The following is a 15,510-nucleotide window of genomic DNA, read 5'->3' on the forward strand; positions in this document are numbered from 1 at the left end:
CGGCGCCTCCGGTAGCTGGTTAGGGATTGCTCCAGTCTAGTTGGCGCGGCCACCCGCTGATGCTGTCGCCGGGCAGGGGTAGTGACTCGCCGGCGGCGCCGACTCGCCGCTGTTAGTATTCGACGCCGTGGCGAAGCACTTCGAGCGCATGCTGGAGATCACGGGGATAGTTCGAGGTGAACGACACGTACTCCCCCGTGGTCGGATGCACAAACCTCAGCCCCACCGCGTGCAGCCACTGCCGGTCGAGACCGACCGCGGCGGCGAGCTTGGGGTCGCAGCCATAGAGCGGATCGCCCACGCAGGGGTGCCCTTGAGCCGAGGTGTGCACGCGAATTTGGTGGGTGCGTCCGGTTTCGAGTTTCACTTCGAGTAGCGATGCGCGACGAAACGCTTCAATCGTGTCGTAGTGCGTGATCGAGGGTTTACCACCGGCCACCACCGCAAACTTCCAGCTCGAACCGGGGTGGCGGCCAATTGGCGCATCAATAGTGCCTGACAGCGGGTCCATGAGCCCCTGCACAACAGCGTGATAGGTCTTGTCGACCGCGCGATCACGAAACGCCTGTTTCAACACCGAATAGGCGGTTTCTGATTTCGCCACCACCATCAATCCCGAGGTGCCAACATCCAGCCGGTGCACGATGCCCTGGCGCTCAGGCTGCCCTGAAGTGGTGATCCGAAAGCCCGCGGCTGCTAGTGCGCCGAGAACGGTCGGCCCGCTCCATCCAACCGAGGGATGCGCTGCCACGCCAACTGGTTTCATCACGACCACGAATGATGGTTCATCGTGAACGATTTCGAGTTCGGGAACCGGGATGGGCTCGACCCGCAGGGGCTGTTCAGGTTCCCACTCGACGTGCAGCATTGCACCGGCTGGCAGGCGGTCGGATTTCGCGGCTGCCACACCGTCGACGAGAATGTCGCCGGCTGCGGCTATCTCGGCAACCCGACTGCGGCTCATACCCAGGAGTTTGGCGACACCGGCGTCGACGCGCTCTCCCACGAGACCGTCAGGCAGCGGCAGAATTCGTGTCTGTTTCATGGCTTTCCTCGGCAGAGTTGGCGCGGGTCGCAGCAGCCTTCGCTTTGGCCGTGCCGCGTTCTCCGTCAAAACCAATGTCGAGGATGGTCAGCAGCGCGACCATGATCATGCCGCCGACGATCGCGATATCGGCGAGATTGTAGATGGCTGGAACAATCCACGGGGTCGAAATGTAGTCAACCACGTGCCCTTCAAAGGTACCCGGTGCCCGGAAGAGCCGATCACCGAGGTTGCCCAGAGTGCCGCCGAGCACGAGGCCGAGCACGATGGCCCACCACACCGAGCGGATACGACGCGCGTTTACCACGATAACCGCGACCACCACGGCGGCAATGATGGTGAAAATCCAGGTCATCCCTGAGGCGATGGAAAAGGCGGCGCCGGGGTTTCGCACAAAATGAATTTGCAGTATTTCGCCGAGCACTTCGATGCGCTGCCCCTCGGCCATATGGTCGACAACGAGCTGTTTGATCAGCTGATCGGCCGCTAACAACACGGCCGCGACCCCGACCAGCAATGCGATATGCCTTGCGCTGGCCGCGGGTCGCGGCGCGGTGTTAAATTCAGTCACTCCGGATTTTGCTATTAGGCGTCAGCCTCGCCGCCGCCCGAGGCGTTGAGGTCGTTAAGCTGGCCCTCGATGAAGCTGCGCAGGTTGGTGCGGTAGTCGCGTTCGAACACGCGGAGCTCTTCAATACGCTCCTCGAGCTTCTGCTGCGATGCTTCGAGGCGGGTGGTGATATCACGTTCGCGGGTCTCGGCGTCGCTGACCAGCGTGTGTGCGCGGTTTTCGGCGTCAGCCACGAGGCGGGTTGCCTTGGTCTCAGCCTCTTCGGTTACGGCCTGGGCCTGCGAGTTGGCGTCATCAACAATGCGCTTGGCATTGGCCTCGGCCTCGGCGATCATCTGGTCGCGGCGTCGAGTACCCTCGGCGACGTGCTCGTCGTGCAGGCGACGAGCCAGCACGAGCAGCGACTGCGATTCGCCAGCTTCGTCACCGCTGGCTTCAGGAGCGACAGCCGGCACGGGCTCAGCAACGGGTGCCGGAGCCGGAGCTTCTTCCCGAGCCCCCGGAGCAAAGTCTGCAACGGGTGCGGCTTCGCCAGCACCGCCAGCCTTGAGCTGCTCGTTTTCAGCCTTGAGCTGCTCGTTTTCGGTGATCAGTCGACGGAATTCGGCGACCACCTCGTCAAGAAAGTCGTCAACCTCGTCCTGGTCGTATCCTTCGCGGAACTTCGTCTGCTGAAACCGCTTGTTAACGACATCTTCCGGCGTAAGCGCCATGAGTCGGGCCTCTCTCTTGGTTGATTAGAAAACAGCTCGGTACCGAGACAGATCTCGATCTACATCGACAACCTTACGTCACAACCACAACATTCGTCACATTGTCCGCTCAATTTTCGCCGCTACCGTGAACTCACCACGGCCATATAGCTCGCAAAATAGCTCAGCAGATTCAGCGCGATGAGCACCACAAGCCATGAAAGATCAAGTGCAATATTTCCCACCCGCAGCGGCCGAATCCATTTGCGCAGTAGCTTCAGCGGCGGATCGGTCAGCCGGAAAACGAGGTCGACCAGCACCAGCAGCAGGCCCCTTGGTCGCCACCGCGGTGCGAGCACCATGGCCCAATCAATAATCAGGCGCGCCCACATCACCGCCGTGTAGATACCGATGACGTAGAACAGTGTGATCCACAAGAGATGCAAGTGAGTTCCAACCTGTCAAATATGAGATTGACGGTGTGCCCGTGGGCACACCGTCAATGAGGCACGTTAACTAAATTAGCTGAAGAAGGTGTTGTCGTCAGCCTGACCCGATTCGTCATCGTGAACGTTCACGTGCTCGGGTGTCAGCAGGAAGACACGGTTGGTGACGCGCTCGATTTTGCCGAGGAGCCCCTGCGCGAGACCCGAAGCAAAGTCGATGATTCGGCGTGCATCCCCGTCACTCATCTGCGACAGGTTCATGATGACCGGCACACCGTCACGGAAGTGCTCGGCAATCACTTTGGCATCGTTGTCGAAAGCCTTCGGGTGGACGGTGAGAATCTCGTTCATCTTCGGTGCCGCGGGGGTCGGCTTCACCACGGGGGTCGCGTGCGGCGCGGACGCCCGGTTAATGGGGGTTACAGGGGCCGGGGTGGCGCGCTCGGTAACCGGTTCTACGCGGTCGGTTTCAGCATTCGCCGTCGACTGAGCGACCTGCCCCTGGAGATCGTTCTGGTTGTCGGCTTCCTCGGCCAGTCCGAGGTAAACCATTGCGTTACGAAGCGGGTTTCCCATGTGTGCCTCCTGACGTTTCTGCAAATACGTTACGGGGCGGTGGGCCGATTTCCGGTGATTGCCGTGCCGATTCGCAGGTGTGTCGCACCCTGTGAAATCGCTGAGTGGAAGTCATGCGACATGCCCGCCGAAATCCATTCCGCATCCGGCACAATCGCCCGAATCCGCTCAGAAGTGAGCCGCACCTGCTCAAATGCCGGTAGCGGGTCGGCGCCCAACGGTGCCACCGCCATTACACCGCGCAGGCGGATGGTGGGGGTTGCGGCGATCTTTTCGGCAAGCGCCTCAGCTTCGGCAAGCGGCACTCCCCCGCGATCGGGGTCGCCGTCGAGCGAGAGCTGCATCAGCACGTCGAGCGCACCGGATTCGCCACGGTCGAGCGTCGACAGCGCGGTGACAAGCTCTTCACGGTCGATTGAGTGCACGGCATCGGCGTAGCGTCCCACCTGGCGAGCCTTGTTGCGCTGCAGCTGGCCAATGAAGTGCAGGCGTCCGGCTCCCAGCTCGTGAATGCGCTGGGCCTTGTTGCGCGATTCGGGGTGTCGGTTTTCGCCAAAATCACGCACACCCAGCTCGGCCAGCACATCGATGAGTTCGAGCGGCTGATATTTGGTGACTACGATGAGCGTCAGCTCATCGCTTGACCTGCCCGCCTCACGCGCAGCTTCGGCAATTTCACCCCGCACCCGTTCGAGCCGTTCGGCAACGGCCGCGGCATCAATCACCGTGCTCATCGCAAAAACGAGGGGATGTCGAGACCGCTGCTGTCATCATCATCGAACGGGTTGTCGTTCTGGCGCGGCGCAACCGTGGGCTGCTCGGCGGTGCTCCAAGCCGGAGTCTGCTCCAGACTCGGAGCGGCCTCCTCGGCGGTCGAAGCGGGCTTAGCTGCCGGTTCTGCCGACTCATCAACGGGATCGATGTTACGAGCGGTGGCTTCGGCCACTGTGGGCAGCGACAGGGGGGCACCTTCGGCCTTCGATTCTGGCTTCACCAGCTCTTCGCCGCGAGCGGCAGCCTTCGGGTCGCCACCAATGAAGCCGGCCGCGATAACGGTGACGCGCACCTCATCACCGAGCGTGTCATCAACGGCGGTACCGAGAATGATGTTGGCGCCGTCGAACACCGCGTCGCGCACCAGCTGAGCGGCCTCGGCCACTTCGAACATTCCGAGGTTTGAACCACCCTGCACCGACAGCAGCACGCCGTGTGCGCCCTCAATCGAGGTTTCCAGCAGCGGTGATGCCACCGCCAGCTCGGCGGCTTTGACCGACCGGTCGGCGCCACGCGCGGTACCGATACCCATGAGCGCCGAACCGGCCCCCTGCAGCACCGACTTGACGTCGTTGAAGTCGACGTTGATGACACCCGGGTTGGTGATCAGGTCGGTGATGCCCTGCACACCGGCCAGCAGCACCTGGTCTGCTGTCGAAAATGCTTCGAGCATTGAGATGCCACGGTCGCTGATCTCCAGGAGTCGGTCGTTGGGCACCACAATCAGCGCGTCGACCTCGTCTTTCAGCGCGGTGACACCGGTTTCGGCCTGATCCATACGGCGACGGCCCTCGAAGCTGAAGGGCTTGGTCACGACACCGATCGTCAGCGCTCCTATTGACTTGGCAATGCGTGCCACCACCGGCGCACCACCGGTGCCGGTGCCACCGCCCTCACCGGCGGTAACGAACACCATGTCAGCACCGGCGAGCGCCTGCTCAATTTCTTCGACGTGCTCTTCGGCGGCGCGGCGACCAATTTCTGGATCGGCACCGGCACCGAGGCCGCGGGTCAGTTCACGACCAATGTCGATCTTGACGTCCGCATCCGAAAGCATGAGGGCCTGCGCGTCGGTGTTTACCGCAATGAATTCGACGCCACGCAGGCCGATCTCGATCATGCGGTTGACGGCGTTCACGCCGCCGCCACCAACGCCGACGACCTTGATGACGGCGAGGTAGTTGTTCGTGTTGGCAGAAGTGGTGTTCGACACTGCGTGACCCCTTGTCGTTGGGTGGTTGAGCCCCGTAGCGGGCACAAACCCGGTCGCGGACGATTGTTGGTTGTAACGTTATGGCCGTTTGGTCGCTGAGCTCAGCGAGACCTCGCGCGTGTTGCCCGAAGCGTGCAACTTGCCTCAACCAGGGGTTGAAACTTTTACCGGATGCGCTCGCTACGGCTGCACCCACTACGGTTGGGTATCGCGTGACACCGGGTTATCGGGGCTCGACACATCAAAATATGCGGGCTGTCCGCCGGATGCGGTTACGAGCGCTTCAAGCACCTGTGCTTTGCGATCGGATTCCTCGGCGCTCCCCCACACCACGAGTGTGCCGTCCCGCAGCGTCAGGGTGACACTGTCGAGCGTGTTTGCCGATATTTCGGCAACCTTTTTTCGGAACTCATGATCGAGCGCGATCGATGCCTTGGCAGCCGCCTGGAATCCGGGTGCGTCGACGCTACTCACGCGAAGCACCGGGATGTCTTCGGGCAGCTGATCTGCCCGCCAGAGCTCAGTACCAACCGCATCCACCATGACGGCACCGTCGTCACCGGCGATCGCTCCCACCGGTACGCGCTCTACCACATCAACTACGAGTGTCGAGGGTGGCTCGGTGCGCACCGAGTAGCTCTGCACCAGCACAAATTGATCGAGCAGCGCACCCACATCCGCATCGGTCACCTGTGCCAGCGGCTGGCCCTCGAGCTGTTTGAGTGACGCTTCGATTGCATCCCGATCGGCGCGCTCCACCCCGGTAACGGCCACCTCGCGCACACTGAACAGCGGCGTGAATACGCCGATCGCCACAAAAGCGATGACAAAGGCGGTCAGCCCCGCAATGCCCCACAGCACATTACGACGGGTGCGGGCACGGCGGGTGAAGCGGCGCACCTCGTCATGCTCGAGTTGTTTGCGAGCGCGGCGCGCCTGCCGCAGCGATGGCAGTGGCGAGTCGGTGGTGCGTTTGTTGCTATCGAACTCGATGCGGTCGCGTTCGGCACTGGCTGCGGTCGGCGCTTCGCGTTCGTCGGTGCCGTAGCCATAATCGTCATCGTCGCGGCGCGGGGGCCAGTCTTCCCCCGAACCGCTACGAAAACGATCGAATATTCCCACTGCTATTCGGCCTGTCCCGAAGCCACCCCGGCGGCTTCCGAATCGGATGCGCGAGGTGCGCGTGCGTGTAGCGCTTCGAGCAACTGGGGAATGATGAGGTTCACATTGCCGCAGCCGAACGTGATCACAAAATCGCCCGGCTCGGTCCATTCGGCAACGCGGGTGGCGGCGGCAGCCCAGTCGGGGCGGTAATCAACCCGGCTCGGATCTTTGAATTCACGCACCACCAGCTCGCCGGTGACGCCGGGCACCGGGTCTTCGCGGGCGCCGTCAACATCGAGCACCACCGTGTGGTCGGCGAACGTCTCGTATGCCGCGGCAAACTCGTCGCTCATCGCCTGGGTTCGCGAATACAGGTGCGGTTGGTGCACGGCGAGGATGCGGCCCTCACCAACCACTTCGCGTGCTGCGGTGAGTGCGGCCACGACCTCGCGCGGGTGGTGAGCGTAATCGTCATATACCGAAACGCCGTCAATCGTGTCGTGCAATTCAAAGCGCCGCTTCGTACCGCTGAAGGCCGCAAGCCCCCGCAGTGCATCGGCCGGGTCAATACCGAGTTCACGCAGCACGGCCACTGCGCCGGTGGCATTGAGCGCGTTATGGAAGCCTGGCACCGCCAATTCGCCCTCGTATTCGATGCCGTCAACGGCGATCCGTAGTCGGGTGCGGCCCTGCATCGGGGTGGTTTCAAGCAGTCGCACATCGGCGTTCTCGGATGCTCCAAACGTGACCGTGCGCGGGTGGCCAAGTCGTTCATGAAGCGCCACTGTCAGTTCGTCATCGGCGCTGAGCACCACTGCCTCGCTGGCGCCGCTGGCGAAGTCGACGAACGCCTGCTGGAATGCATCCACGCTGCCATAGTGGTCGAGGTGATCGTTGTCGATGTTGGTAATCAGCGCGATCGCCACGTCATAAAACAAAAATGAACCATCTGATTCATCGGCTTCAACGACGAATTCACTACCTGAACCGCGACGCTCATTGGTGCCGAGCGGCGCCACTACCCCGCCGTTGACAAAGCTCGGATCGTGACCGAGCTCGACGAGCGCCGTGGCGATCATCCCCGTGGAGGTGGTTTTGCCGTGGGCGCCGGCCACCGCGATCAGCCGCGAGTTTTGGGTCAGCCACACCAGCGCCTGCGAGCGGTGCAGCACCGTGATGCCACGATCGCGGGCTGCCAATAGTTCGGGGTTGTCCGGCCACAGTGCCGAGGTGACCACCACCGCATCCACATTTTCAGGAAGGTTTTCGGATGCGTGCCCGATCGCCACCTGAGCGCCGGCCGCACGCAAATTGCGGGTGTAGTCGGATTCGCTACGGTCAGACCCCGATACCTCGACACCCGCATCAAGAAACATTCGGGCGATGCCGCTCATCCCCGAACCACCAATTCCGATAAAGTGCGCGCGCCCGATTTTTGCGGGAATCTGCGCATCCGGATCCGGTTTGATTACCACGGTGATTCCTCTCCTGAACGTTTACCGCCGGCAATCTCGGTGCGCCGGAGGCGTTAACGGGCCAGTTGAACAGGTGCCTGCTGCGTCAGTGAATTCGCTGCTGAGCTGGCAACCGGCCCGATCGGTTTTTCAGCCTAGGCGCTTTCGCCGATCGCATCCGAGATCAGCTCGGCGAGCCGTTCGGCAGCGTCATTGATCCCGATCGCGGCGGCGTTGGTGGCCAGCTGCGCCATTGCCTCCTCGTCGTGCATGAGCGGCAGCAGTTCGGCGCGAATCCAATCGGCGTCAAGCTCGGCATCCGCCACAGTGCGAGCCGCACCGGCATCAATCACCGAAGCGATGTTTTTTGCCTGCTCGCCGTTGCCGACCGCATAGGGCACATACACCGCCGGTAGCCCCACGGCAAGAATTTCTGACACCGTGGATGCACCGGCTCGCGAAAGCAGCAGGTCGGCCGCGGCAAACGCGAGGTCCATGCGATCGCAGTATTCAACCACGTGGTAGTTCGGTAGCTGCGGGTCATCAAACGGTGAGAGCTGCCCAACAATGTGCACCACCTGCCAGGCTTGCCCCGGTTCGGTTTCACCTTCGGGCTGCGGGGTGCGGGTGAGATCGGCTCCGGCCTCGCGAATCGCGTCGTTGATGCGTTTGGCTCCGAGCGATCCGCCGGTCACCACGAGGGTGCGTCGCTGCGGGTCGAGTCCAAAATAGGCGATGGCTTCGGGGCGCAATGCCTCGCGATCAAGCCGCGCGATTTGTTTGCGCAGTGGCATTCCCACCGTCACCGCATTCGGCAGCGGCGTGTTTGAAAACGCCACCGCCACCCGTGCTGCCCAGCGGGCACCGAGCCGGTTGGCGAGTCCGGGCATGGCATTGGCTTCGTGCACCACCACCGGAACTTTGCGGCGGGCAGCCACATAGGCTGGTGTTGCCGCATAGCCACCAAATCCCACCACCGCGTCGACACCACGGTCAGCAATCAGCCGGCGCACAGAGCGCACCGCGCCAAAAAAGCGGCCGGGAAAACGCAGCGCGGCGCCATTAATCCGGCGTGGAAACGGCACTTTTTCGATGAGCTTGAGTTCGTAGCCGTGGGCGGGAACGAGCCGTTCTTCAAGGCCGCCCCGGGTGCCGAGCACGATGATCTCGGCGTCGGGCTCACGTTCGCGCAGCGCATCGGCGGTGGCCAGTAGCGGGTTAACGTGGCCGGCGGTGCCGCCCCCTGCGAGCAAATAGGTCGTCATCGCGAGACGGGCTCCTTTCGCGGTTGGTTTGCACCGGTGGGCTTGGTGCGAGCCGAGCTGGCAGCGGACGGATCGGTGCCACGACTCACCGACAGCACAATTCCCATGGCCAGCATCGTGGTCACGAGGGCCGAACCACCGGATGACACAAACGGCAGCGGCACGCCGAGCACCGGCAGCAGCCCGATCACCACCGAAATATTCACGAACGCCTGGAAGATGATCCAGCTGAACACCCCACCGATAATGGCTCGGGCGGGTGCATCGGCTGCGCTGCGCCACATCCGCAGCAGCACAATCGCCAACGCGGTGAACATGCCGATCACCAGCATCGCACCGAGCAGCCCAAATTCTTCACCGATGATGGCGAAGATGTAGTCATTATCGGCTTCGGGTAGCCACGACCATTTCGCAGTTGAGTTGCCGAGTCCCACCCCGAGCAGCCCTCCGTGGGCGAGCGCGTAAAAACCGTGTGTTGTTTGCCAGCACAGATATTCGTAGTCGCAATCGCCCGAAAAAAATGCGGTGATGCGGGCCACGCGGTTCGGCGAGATTGCGGCGGCCGTAATGGCACCGGCAGCAGCGAGCACAACACCCCACACTGTCCAGCGCAGCGGCATACCCGAAAACCACATCGTGCCGAGCAGTACGACAGCCATCACCATCACGGTGCCGAGGTCTTTACCGGCCATCGCCAAGCCGATGATGAGCAGTGCCGGCAGCAGGATGGGCACAATTAGGTGCTGCCAGCGCTCGATGGGTTTACCCTTCATCCGCAGCACCGCACCAAACCAGACGCACATCGCAATTTTGCCGATCTCGGCTGGCTGCAGCGAGGTGACACCCAGGTCGAGCCAGGCACGGTTACCGCCCTCGGTGATGCCCAGCGGAGTGAACACCAGTGCCTGCAGCACCAGGGTGACCGCCAGCAGCAGGCCCGCAATTTTGCCGGTCCACAGGTGTCCGGGCAGTCGAGACGCCACATACATGGCACCGAACCCGAGCACCGCGAACACAGCCTGCCGCAAAAACTTCGACGAGATCCCGCTGCCGGCCGCGAATGATTCAACGGCCGAGCTCGACAGCACCATCACGAGACCGAAGCCGGTGAGCAGCGCCACAATTGCCCACAGCATCGTGCGATCAAAATCAGCGGGCGTGCCGGGCTTGCCAAGGCGGATGCGGTACGCCCAGCCGCGGGGCGCGTCACCGGCCGGGTTGTGCTGGCTCATCGCGGCTCCCCTCGGGCTGATTGGGCTAGTGGGCTGGTTCGGTACTGGACTGATTGGGTTATTGGGTCGTGTCGGCCACCGCTGCTCGGACTGCCTGCTGGAATTTCTCGCCGCGGTCGGAGTAGCTGTCAAACTGGTCCATCGACGCCGCGGCCGGGGCGAGCAGCACCGTGTCGCCGTCTTGGGCGAGCTCGAGTGCCGCCGCAACTGCCTGTGGCATCACTCGATCAGTGTCGTCGCAATCGATCGCAACCAGCGGCACCTCGGGCGCGTGTTGGGCGAATGCGGTCTGCACCGGTTCACGATCGGCGCCAATCACGATTGCTGCGCGCAGCCGCTTGGCGTGGCTGGCCACAAGCGGCGCGATATCGACGCCTTTGAGCAGGCCTCCCACGATCCACACGACGCTGCGATAGGCCTGCAATGAGGCTTCGGCCGCGTGGGCGTTGGTGGCCTTCGAATCATCAACCCAGCGAATGCCGTTGTGGGTGAGCACCTGCTGGTTTCGATGCTGGTCGGGAGTGAACCCGGCAATCGCGGCCGAAATCTGTTCCGGACTCACGTCGATCGCTCGTGCCAGCGCCGCGGCCGCAAGCACATCTTCAACGAGGTGTTTCGCGCTCATAGCGCGCTCGCGCAGCTCGTCGAGGGTCGTGAGTTCGAGTGCCCTGGTGCGCCGATCATCGAGAAATGCGCGGTCGACAAGCACCCCGTTGACCACTCCGAGCGCACTCACCGGCGGCACGTCGGTGCCAAAACCGATGGCCCGGCAGCCTTCCACCACGTCGGCAGCTTCAACCAGTTCGCGGGTTGTTTCGTCGGCAAGGTTGTACACGCACGCAATACGGGCCAGGTGGTAGGCGCGGCCCTTCGCCTCTCGGTAGGCTGCAAACGAGCCGTGCCAGTCGAGGTGGTCGGGCGCAACGTTCAGCACCACCGCGGCCTCTGGCGACACTGTGTGGGTGTGGTACAGCTGGTAGCTCGAAATTTCGACCACGAGCACGTCGTACCCCTGCGGGTCGCGCACCGCATCCAGCACCGGAATTCCAATATTGCCGGCGGGAGCAACGCGCATCCCCGACTCGGCCACCATGTGCGCCGCCAGCTGTGTGGTGGTGGTTTTGCCATTGGTGCCGGTCACGAGCAGCCACCGTGAGGGCGTACCGGTTTTGTCGCGCAGTCGCCAGGCGAGTTCGATATCTCCCCATACCGGAATTGACTCGGTTTGAGCCCAGCGCAGCAGCGCGTGATGCGGTGGGTAGCCGGGTGAGGTGACCACCAGATCGGCGTTAAAGTCGCGCAGCTGCTGCGGCACCTCATCCTGTGTTTCGGTGACGACGCACGGCACCTGCAGCACCTGCAGGATGCGCTGGCGATCTTCATCGGGTTTGCCAGCGATGACGAGCACCTCGCAGCCGAGCTCGGCGAGCGTGTCGGCAACCGAAAAGCCGGTCATCCCGAGGCCAAACACCGCAACGCGCAGGCCACGCCATTCTGCATGCCAGCTGGTAAGCGAATCGAGTTTTTTGGTCATAGTGTCAGCCCCGCAGCAATTGCCCACTCAGCGTAAAAAATTGCCAGCCCGAGCACCGCGAGCAGGCCTCCGATAATCCAGAACCGCACCACCACGTTTTGCTCGGCCCAGCCTTTGAGTTCGAAGTGGTGGTGAATGGGTGACATGAGGAAGATGCGCTTGCCCTTGGTCACCTTGAAGTAGGCACGCTGCACGATGACCGAACCGGTCTCAATCACGAACAGCCCGGCAATCACCACGAGCAGGAGCTCGGTGCGAGTCATGATCGCGAAGGCGGCCAGTGCGCCACCGAGCGCGAGCGAACCGGTGTCACCCATAAAAATTTTTGCCGGTGAGGTGTTCCACCACAGGAAGCCGACGAGCGACCCCACGATAGCTGCCGCCAAAATCGTCATATCGAGCGGCGCGTGCGCCTGGTAGCAGGCCTGTGCCACATCGGGTGACAGCCGGGGCGTATCGCACTGCTGGTTGAACTGCCAGTAGCCGACAACACCATAGGTACCGATCGCAAAAATGGATGCACCGGTTGCCAGCCCGTCGAGACCATCGGTGACGTTCACTGCGTTCGAGGTTGCGGTGGTGATGAACACAATCCAGAGCACCACCAGCACTGTGCCCGCCACAGCACCCAGCATGAACAGGTCGATGGGGGTGTCACGAATCACCGAGATAGCGCTCGAGATCACCGGCACATCATTGGCGTTGACGAATTGCAGCCCAATCAGCGCAAAAACTGCGGCCACAATCACCTGACCAAAAATCTTTTGCCAGCCGCCCAGACCGAGTGACTGGTGTTTGCGCACCTTGAGAAAATCATCTACGAACCCGATCACGGCGTGGCCCACCATCATGAACATCGCCAAAAGGCCGGTTGCAGTGGGGCCCTCTCCGGCGGTGTACACGGCAATGAAATAGGCGATCACCGAACCAAGCACGAAGATCACACCGCCCATAGTGGGGGTGCCTCGTTTCGCGTAGTGCTCCTTGGGGCCGTCTTCACGGATGTACTGTCCCCAGCGCAGCCGGTTGAAGCCCTTAATGAACACCGGCGTGAGGAAGAGGGTGAACAGCAAACCGATCGCGCCGGCCAGCAGAATGGCGATCACGCAGTAGTTCCTTTCACAAACTCGGCAATTCGGTCACCGAGCGCGAGCAGCCCGGCAGAATTCGATGATTTCACAAGCACAAGATCCCCCGGTTGCAGGTAGCTTTCGAGAAACTCAAGTGCGGCATCGGCATCGGCAGCAAAAGTTGCTTCATTATCCCAGCTGCCCTGCGCCACCGCGGCGAGGTAGAGCGGCCGAGCCGACTGCCCCACAACCACGGTCTGAGTGATCCCCAACCGTACCGCAAGCTCACCAAGCCGGTCGTGTTCTTGTACGTGCAGATCACCGAGTTCACTCATTTCGCCCAGCACCGCGACGGTGCGCTGGCCGGGCTTGGCGATCTGTGCGAGTGTGCGAAGCGCAGCTCGCATCGAATCGGGATTGGCGTTATAGGCGTCGTTGATCACTGTGATCGGTTCGCGAACCAACAGCTCCATGCGGCCACGCTCAGCGCGCGTGACCTGTTCAAGCGTGGCCACGATATCCGGCACCGCGATTCCTTCCGCCCATGCCGCGGCGGTCGCGGCAAGCGCGTTCATCACGTGGTGCTCACCGATCACGGCAAAGTGCACCCGCACCGGTTCATGGCCGGGAACGTGCAGCGTGAACTCGGTGCCCTGCTGCCCCACCGTGACCTCTGTGGCACGCACCTGGGCCGCCTCCGAGCGACCAAAGGTGATCACGCGGGCCGCTGTCAATTCGGCCATTGCCATGACGCGCGGGTCGTCGGCATTCAACACGGCGATGCCGTCTTCCTGCAGTGCCCGCACCATCTCTGATTTGGTGCGGGCAGTTGTTTCAATGCCGCCGAACTCGCCTGCGTGGGCCAGCCCGACCACGAGCACAATGCCCACATCCGGTCGCGCCATCCTGGTGAGCCGGGCAATTTCGCCCTCGGCGCTCGCTCCCATTTCGGCTACGAGCGTGTCGGTGGATGCATCCACCTTCAAGAAGGTCACCGGCGCACCCACCTCGTTATTGAACGATTTGATCGGGGCAACAACATTGCCGTGCTCACCAAAAATTGCCGCCAGCAGGTTTTTGGTTGTGGTTTTGCCGTTTGAGCCGGTGACCGCAACCACCCGCATCCGGCCCAGTGACCGCACGTGTTCTACCACGACGCGGGCCAACTCTCCCAGCGCGACGACCGTGTCGGTCACCACAATCTGCGGCACATCCACGTCGAGTTCACGTTCGACGACGCACACGGCAGCGCCGGCAGCGGCTGCCTGCGGCACGAAGTTGTGGCCGTCGGTGTGTTCACCCGGTTTTGCAAAAAAGATGTCACCGCTGCCGATATTGCGCGAATCGGTATCACACACACCGCACACGGTCTGTTCCGGGTCGGCCCCGACCAGCCGGCCGGTCATGGCTGCGGCCATGTCGCCAAGTCGCATTTCGATCATGCCAGTGTGCCTTTCGGTTCCGGTTCGGAAGGGTTCTGGGATGCGGGGATATCGCCCGCGGATGCCGGCCGGGTAATAATGCCCCTCAGGTCGAGACCATCGTTGCGTTCGAATGCATCCTGGAGCTGTTCAAGCGCCCAGCCCGCCTCATCCAGGGCAACGAGCGCGAGTGCCAGCACGGTGCGCGCATCCTCGGCGTTTTCGGTGCGCACCACCGTTGACACGATCCGGTCGTCGCGGCCGCGAAGCGTGAATCGACCGGCATCATCAATACGTGCTTGCCAGTCGGCGGGAGTGACACCGAGCCCGACGGTGGTTACCGGAACCCGCGATTCTTCGACCGCGTGGGTGGCAAGCGCGTCATTGACCAGTACCACTGCGCGCCGCGAGTGGTCGGGGCTCATCGCGTCAGCGAGCATTGCTTTTGTGCGCGGTTCGTCTGCGAGTCCGCCACAGTAGGTCACCACATCGATGTCGACCTCATCAAGGTGATGGCCGGCCATCTCGTCGCTGGAAAACTCAAATACGGCGGTATCGACGCGCATTTCGCGCAGTCTCGCCAGCAGAGCGTGCAAATCGTCGGCTCGTGCGGGTGAGGAGATGCTCGCGGCGTCCTCATCGTTGATGCGCGCGACTGACGACTCCATGAGTGCCCGGTACTGCCCGAGCAGTGCCAGCACCGCGTCGACGCACCGCGCGACGGCCCCGCGCTGTGGACCGCCGAGGGTCACGAGCATCCGGAAGTCGTGCTCAGCGGTGCGATACACCCAGGATGCGATTGGGCCAAGCGCAAGCGCGGGGTCGCTCACCACCAGCACCGGTACATCCACATTCGGTTCGGGGATGCAGTGCGGTGCGGCGATTACCGCAACGGCGCCCCGCTCGACCGCTGCGGCAATTGCGTTTGCCTCGCTGCCGGCTGGGTCGATGGCGATGTAGAGGTCGCCGGCACGGGTCGTTTCGACGCGGCTGGTCACACCGGTTACCTCGATCTGGTCGAGGTCGGCGTCACTTTCCAACCCGAAGTGTGCGCACAGCTCTGAGAGCTCACGAGCGGCCTGGTGGTGGGGACGTAAAGAAGATTCGGACATA

15 protein-coding genes are annotated in these 15,510 nt (G+C 62.5%); all 15 read right to left on the bottom strand.

The genetic code is table 11. From position 1 onward, the window contains the following. Window positions 1-112: 112 nt before the first annotated feature. The 15 genes from PV375_RS09200 to PV375_RS09270 all read right to left on the bottom strand — a co-directional run bounded on the left by PV375_RS09200 (window position 113) and on the right by PV375_RS09270 (window position 15,509). Entirely contained in the window at window positions 113-1,045 is a 933-nt protein-coding gene (locus tag PV375_RS09200; protein WP_332107037.1) for an RluA family pseudouridine synthase, read from the bottom strand. Then, entirely contained in the window at window positions 1,014-1,616 is a 603-nt protein-coding gene (gene lspA / locus PV375_RS09205; protein WP_332107038.1) for a signal peptidase II, read from the bottom strand. The genes PV375_RS09200 and lspA overlap by 32 nt, the downstream gene beginning before the upstream one ends. 14 nt (window positions 1,617-1,630) lie before the next feature. After that, window positions 1,631-2,329: a DivIVA domain-containing protein gene (locus PV375_RS09210; RefSeq protein WP_332107039.1), complete on the bottom strand. Its 699-nt coding sequence runs from the start codon at window positions 2,327-2,329 to the stop codon at window positions 1,631-1,633. A gap of 122 nt (window positions 2,330-2,451) precedes the next feature. Beyond that, on the bottom strand, window positions 2,452-2,754 hold the full coding sequence (locus PV375_RS09215; RefSeq protein WP_332107040.1) for a YggT family protein: 303 nt from the start codon (window positions 2,752-2,754) through the stop codon (window positions 2,452-2,454). Between the two features lie 75 nt (window positions 2,755-2,829). Continuing rightward, window positions 2,830-3,330, bottom strand: a complete 501-nt coding sequence (locus PV375_RS09220) for a cell division protein SepF (protein ID WP_332107041.1) — start codon at window positions 3,328-3,330, stop codon at window positions 2,830-2,832. Window positions 3,331-3,359: 29 nt separating this feature from the next. Beyond that, on the bottom strand, window positions 3,360-4,064 hold the full coding sequence (locus PV375_RS09225; RefSeq protein WP_332107042.1) for a YggS family pyridoxal phosphate-dependent enzyme: 705 nt from the start codon (window positions 4,062-4,064) through the stop codon (window positions 3,360-3,362). Beyond that, entirely contained in the window at window positions 4,061-5,317 is a 1,257-nt protein-coding gene (gene ftsZ / locus PV375_RS09230; protein ID WP_332107043.1) for a cell division protein FtsZ, read from the bottom strand. The genes PV375_RS09225 and ftsZ overlap by 4 nt, the downstream gene beginning before the upstream one ends. A 195-nt stretch (window positions 5,318-5,512) precedes the next feature. Next, on the bottom strand, window positions 5,513-6,439 hold the full coding sequence (locus PV375_RS09235; protein WP_332107044.1) for an FtsQ-type POTRA domain-containing protein: 927 nt from the start codon (window positions 6,437-6,439) through the stop codon (window positions 5,513-5,515). A 2-nt stretch (window positions 6,440-6,441) separates the two neighbouring features. Then, on the bottom strand, window positions 6,442-7,896 hold the full coding sequence (murC, locus tag PV375_RS09240) for a UDP-N-acetylmuramate--L-alanine ligase (RefSeq protein ID WP_332107045.1): 1,455 nt from the start codon (window positions 7,894-7,896) through the stop codon (window positions 6,442-6,444). A 134-nt stretch (window positions 7,897-8,030) separates the two neighbouring features. Then, on the bottom strand, window positions 8,031-9,140 hold the full coding sequence (locus tag PV375_RS09245; protein ID WP_332107046.1) for a UDP-N-acetylglucosamine--N-acetylmuramyl-(pentapeptide) pyrophosphoryl-undecaprenol N-acetylglucosamine transferase: 1,110 nt from the start codon (window positions 9,138-9,140) through the stop codon (window positions 8,031-8,033). Continuing rightward, on the bottom strand, window positions 9,137-10,372 hold the full coding sequence (locus tag PV375_RS09250; protein WP_332107047.1) for an FtsW/RodA/SpoVE family cell cycle protein: 1,236 nt from the start codon (window positions 10,370-10,372) through the stop codon (window positions 9,137-9,139). Before PV375_RS09250 ends, PV375_RS09245 begins: the two co-directional genes overlap by 4 nt. A 58-nt stretch (window positions 10,373-10,430) precedes the next feature. Further along, the gene (gene murD / locus PV375_RS09255) at window positions 10,431-11,906 is read right to left on the bottom strand and encodes a UDP-N-acetylmuramoyl-L-alanine--D-glutamate ligase (protein ID WP_332107048.1); all 1,476 of its coding nucleotides are present in this window, start codon (window positions 11,904-11,906) and stop codon (window positions 10,431-10,433) included. Beyond that, window positions 11,903-13,012 (bottom strand): phospho-N-acetylmuramoyl-pentapeptide-transferase, encoded by a 1,110-nt coding sequence (mraY, locus tag PV375_RS09260; RefSeq protein WP_332107049.1) that lies wholly within the window; start codon window positions 13,010-13,012, stop codon window positions 11,903-11,905. Before mraY ends, murD begins: the two co-directional genes overlap by 4 nt. After that, a complete protein-coding gene (locus tag PV375_RS09265) occupies window positions 13,009-14,418 on the bottom strand; it encodes a UDP-N-acetylmuramoyl-tripeptide--D-alanyl-D-alanine ligase (RefSeq protein WP_332107050.1) in 1,410 nt (469 codons plus the stop codon). Before PV375_RS09265 ends, mraY begins: the two co-directional genes overlap by 4 nt. Continuing rightward, window positions 14,415-15,509 carry a hypothetical protein gene (locus PV375_RS09270; protein WP_332107051.1) on the bottom strand — a complete coding sequence of 365 codons (1,095 nt, stop codon included), beginning with the start codon at window positions 15,507-15,509 and terminating at the stop codon, window positions 14,415-14,417. Before PV375_RS09270 ends, PV375_RS09265 begins: the two co-directional genes overlap by 4 nt. Window position 15,510: the final 1 nt, after the last annotated feature.

Source organism: Gulosibacter sp. GYB002 (assembly GCF_036577665.1).
GTDB lineage: Bacteria > Actinomycetota > Actinomycetes > Actinomycetales > Microbacteriaceae > Gulosibacter > Gulosibacter hominis.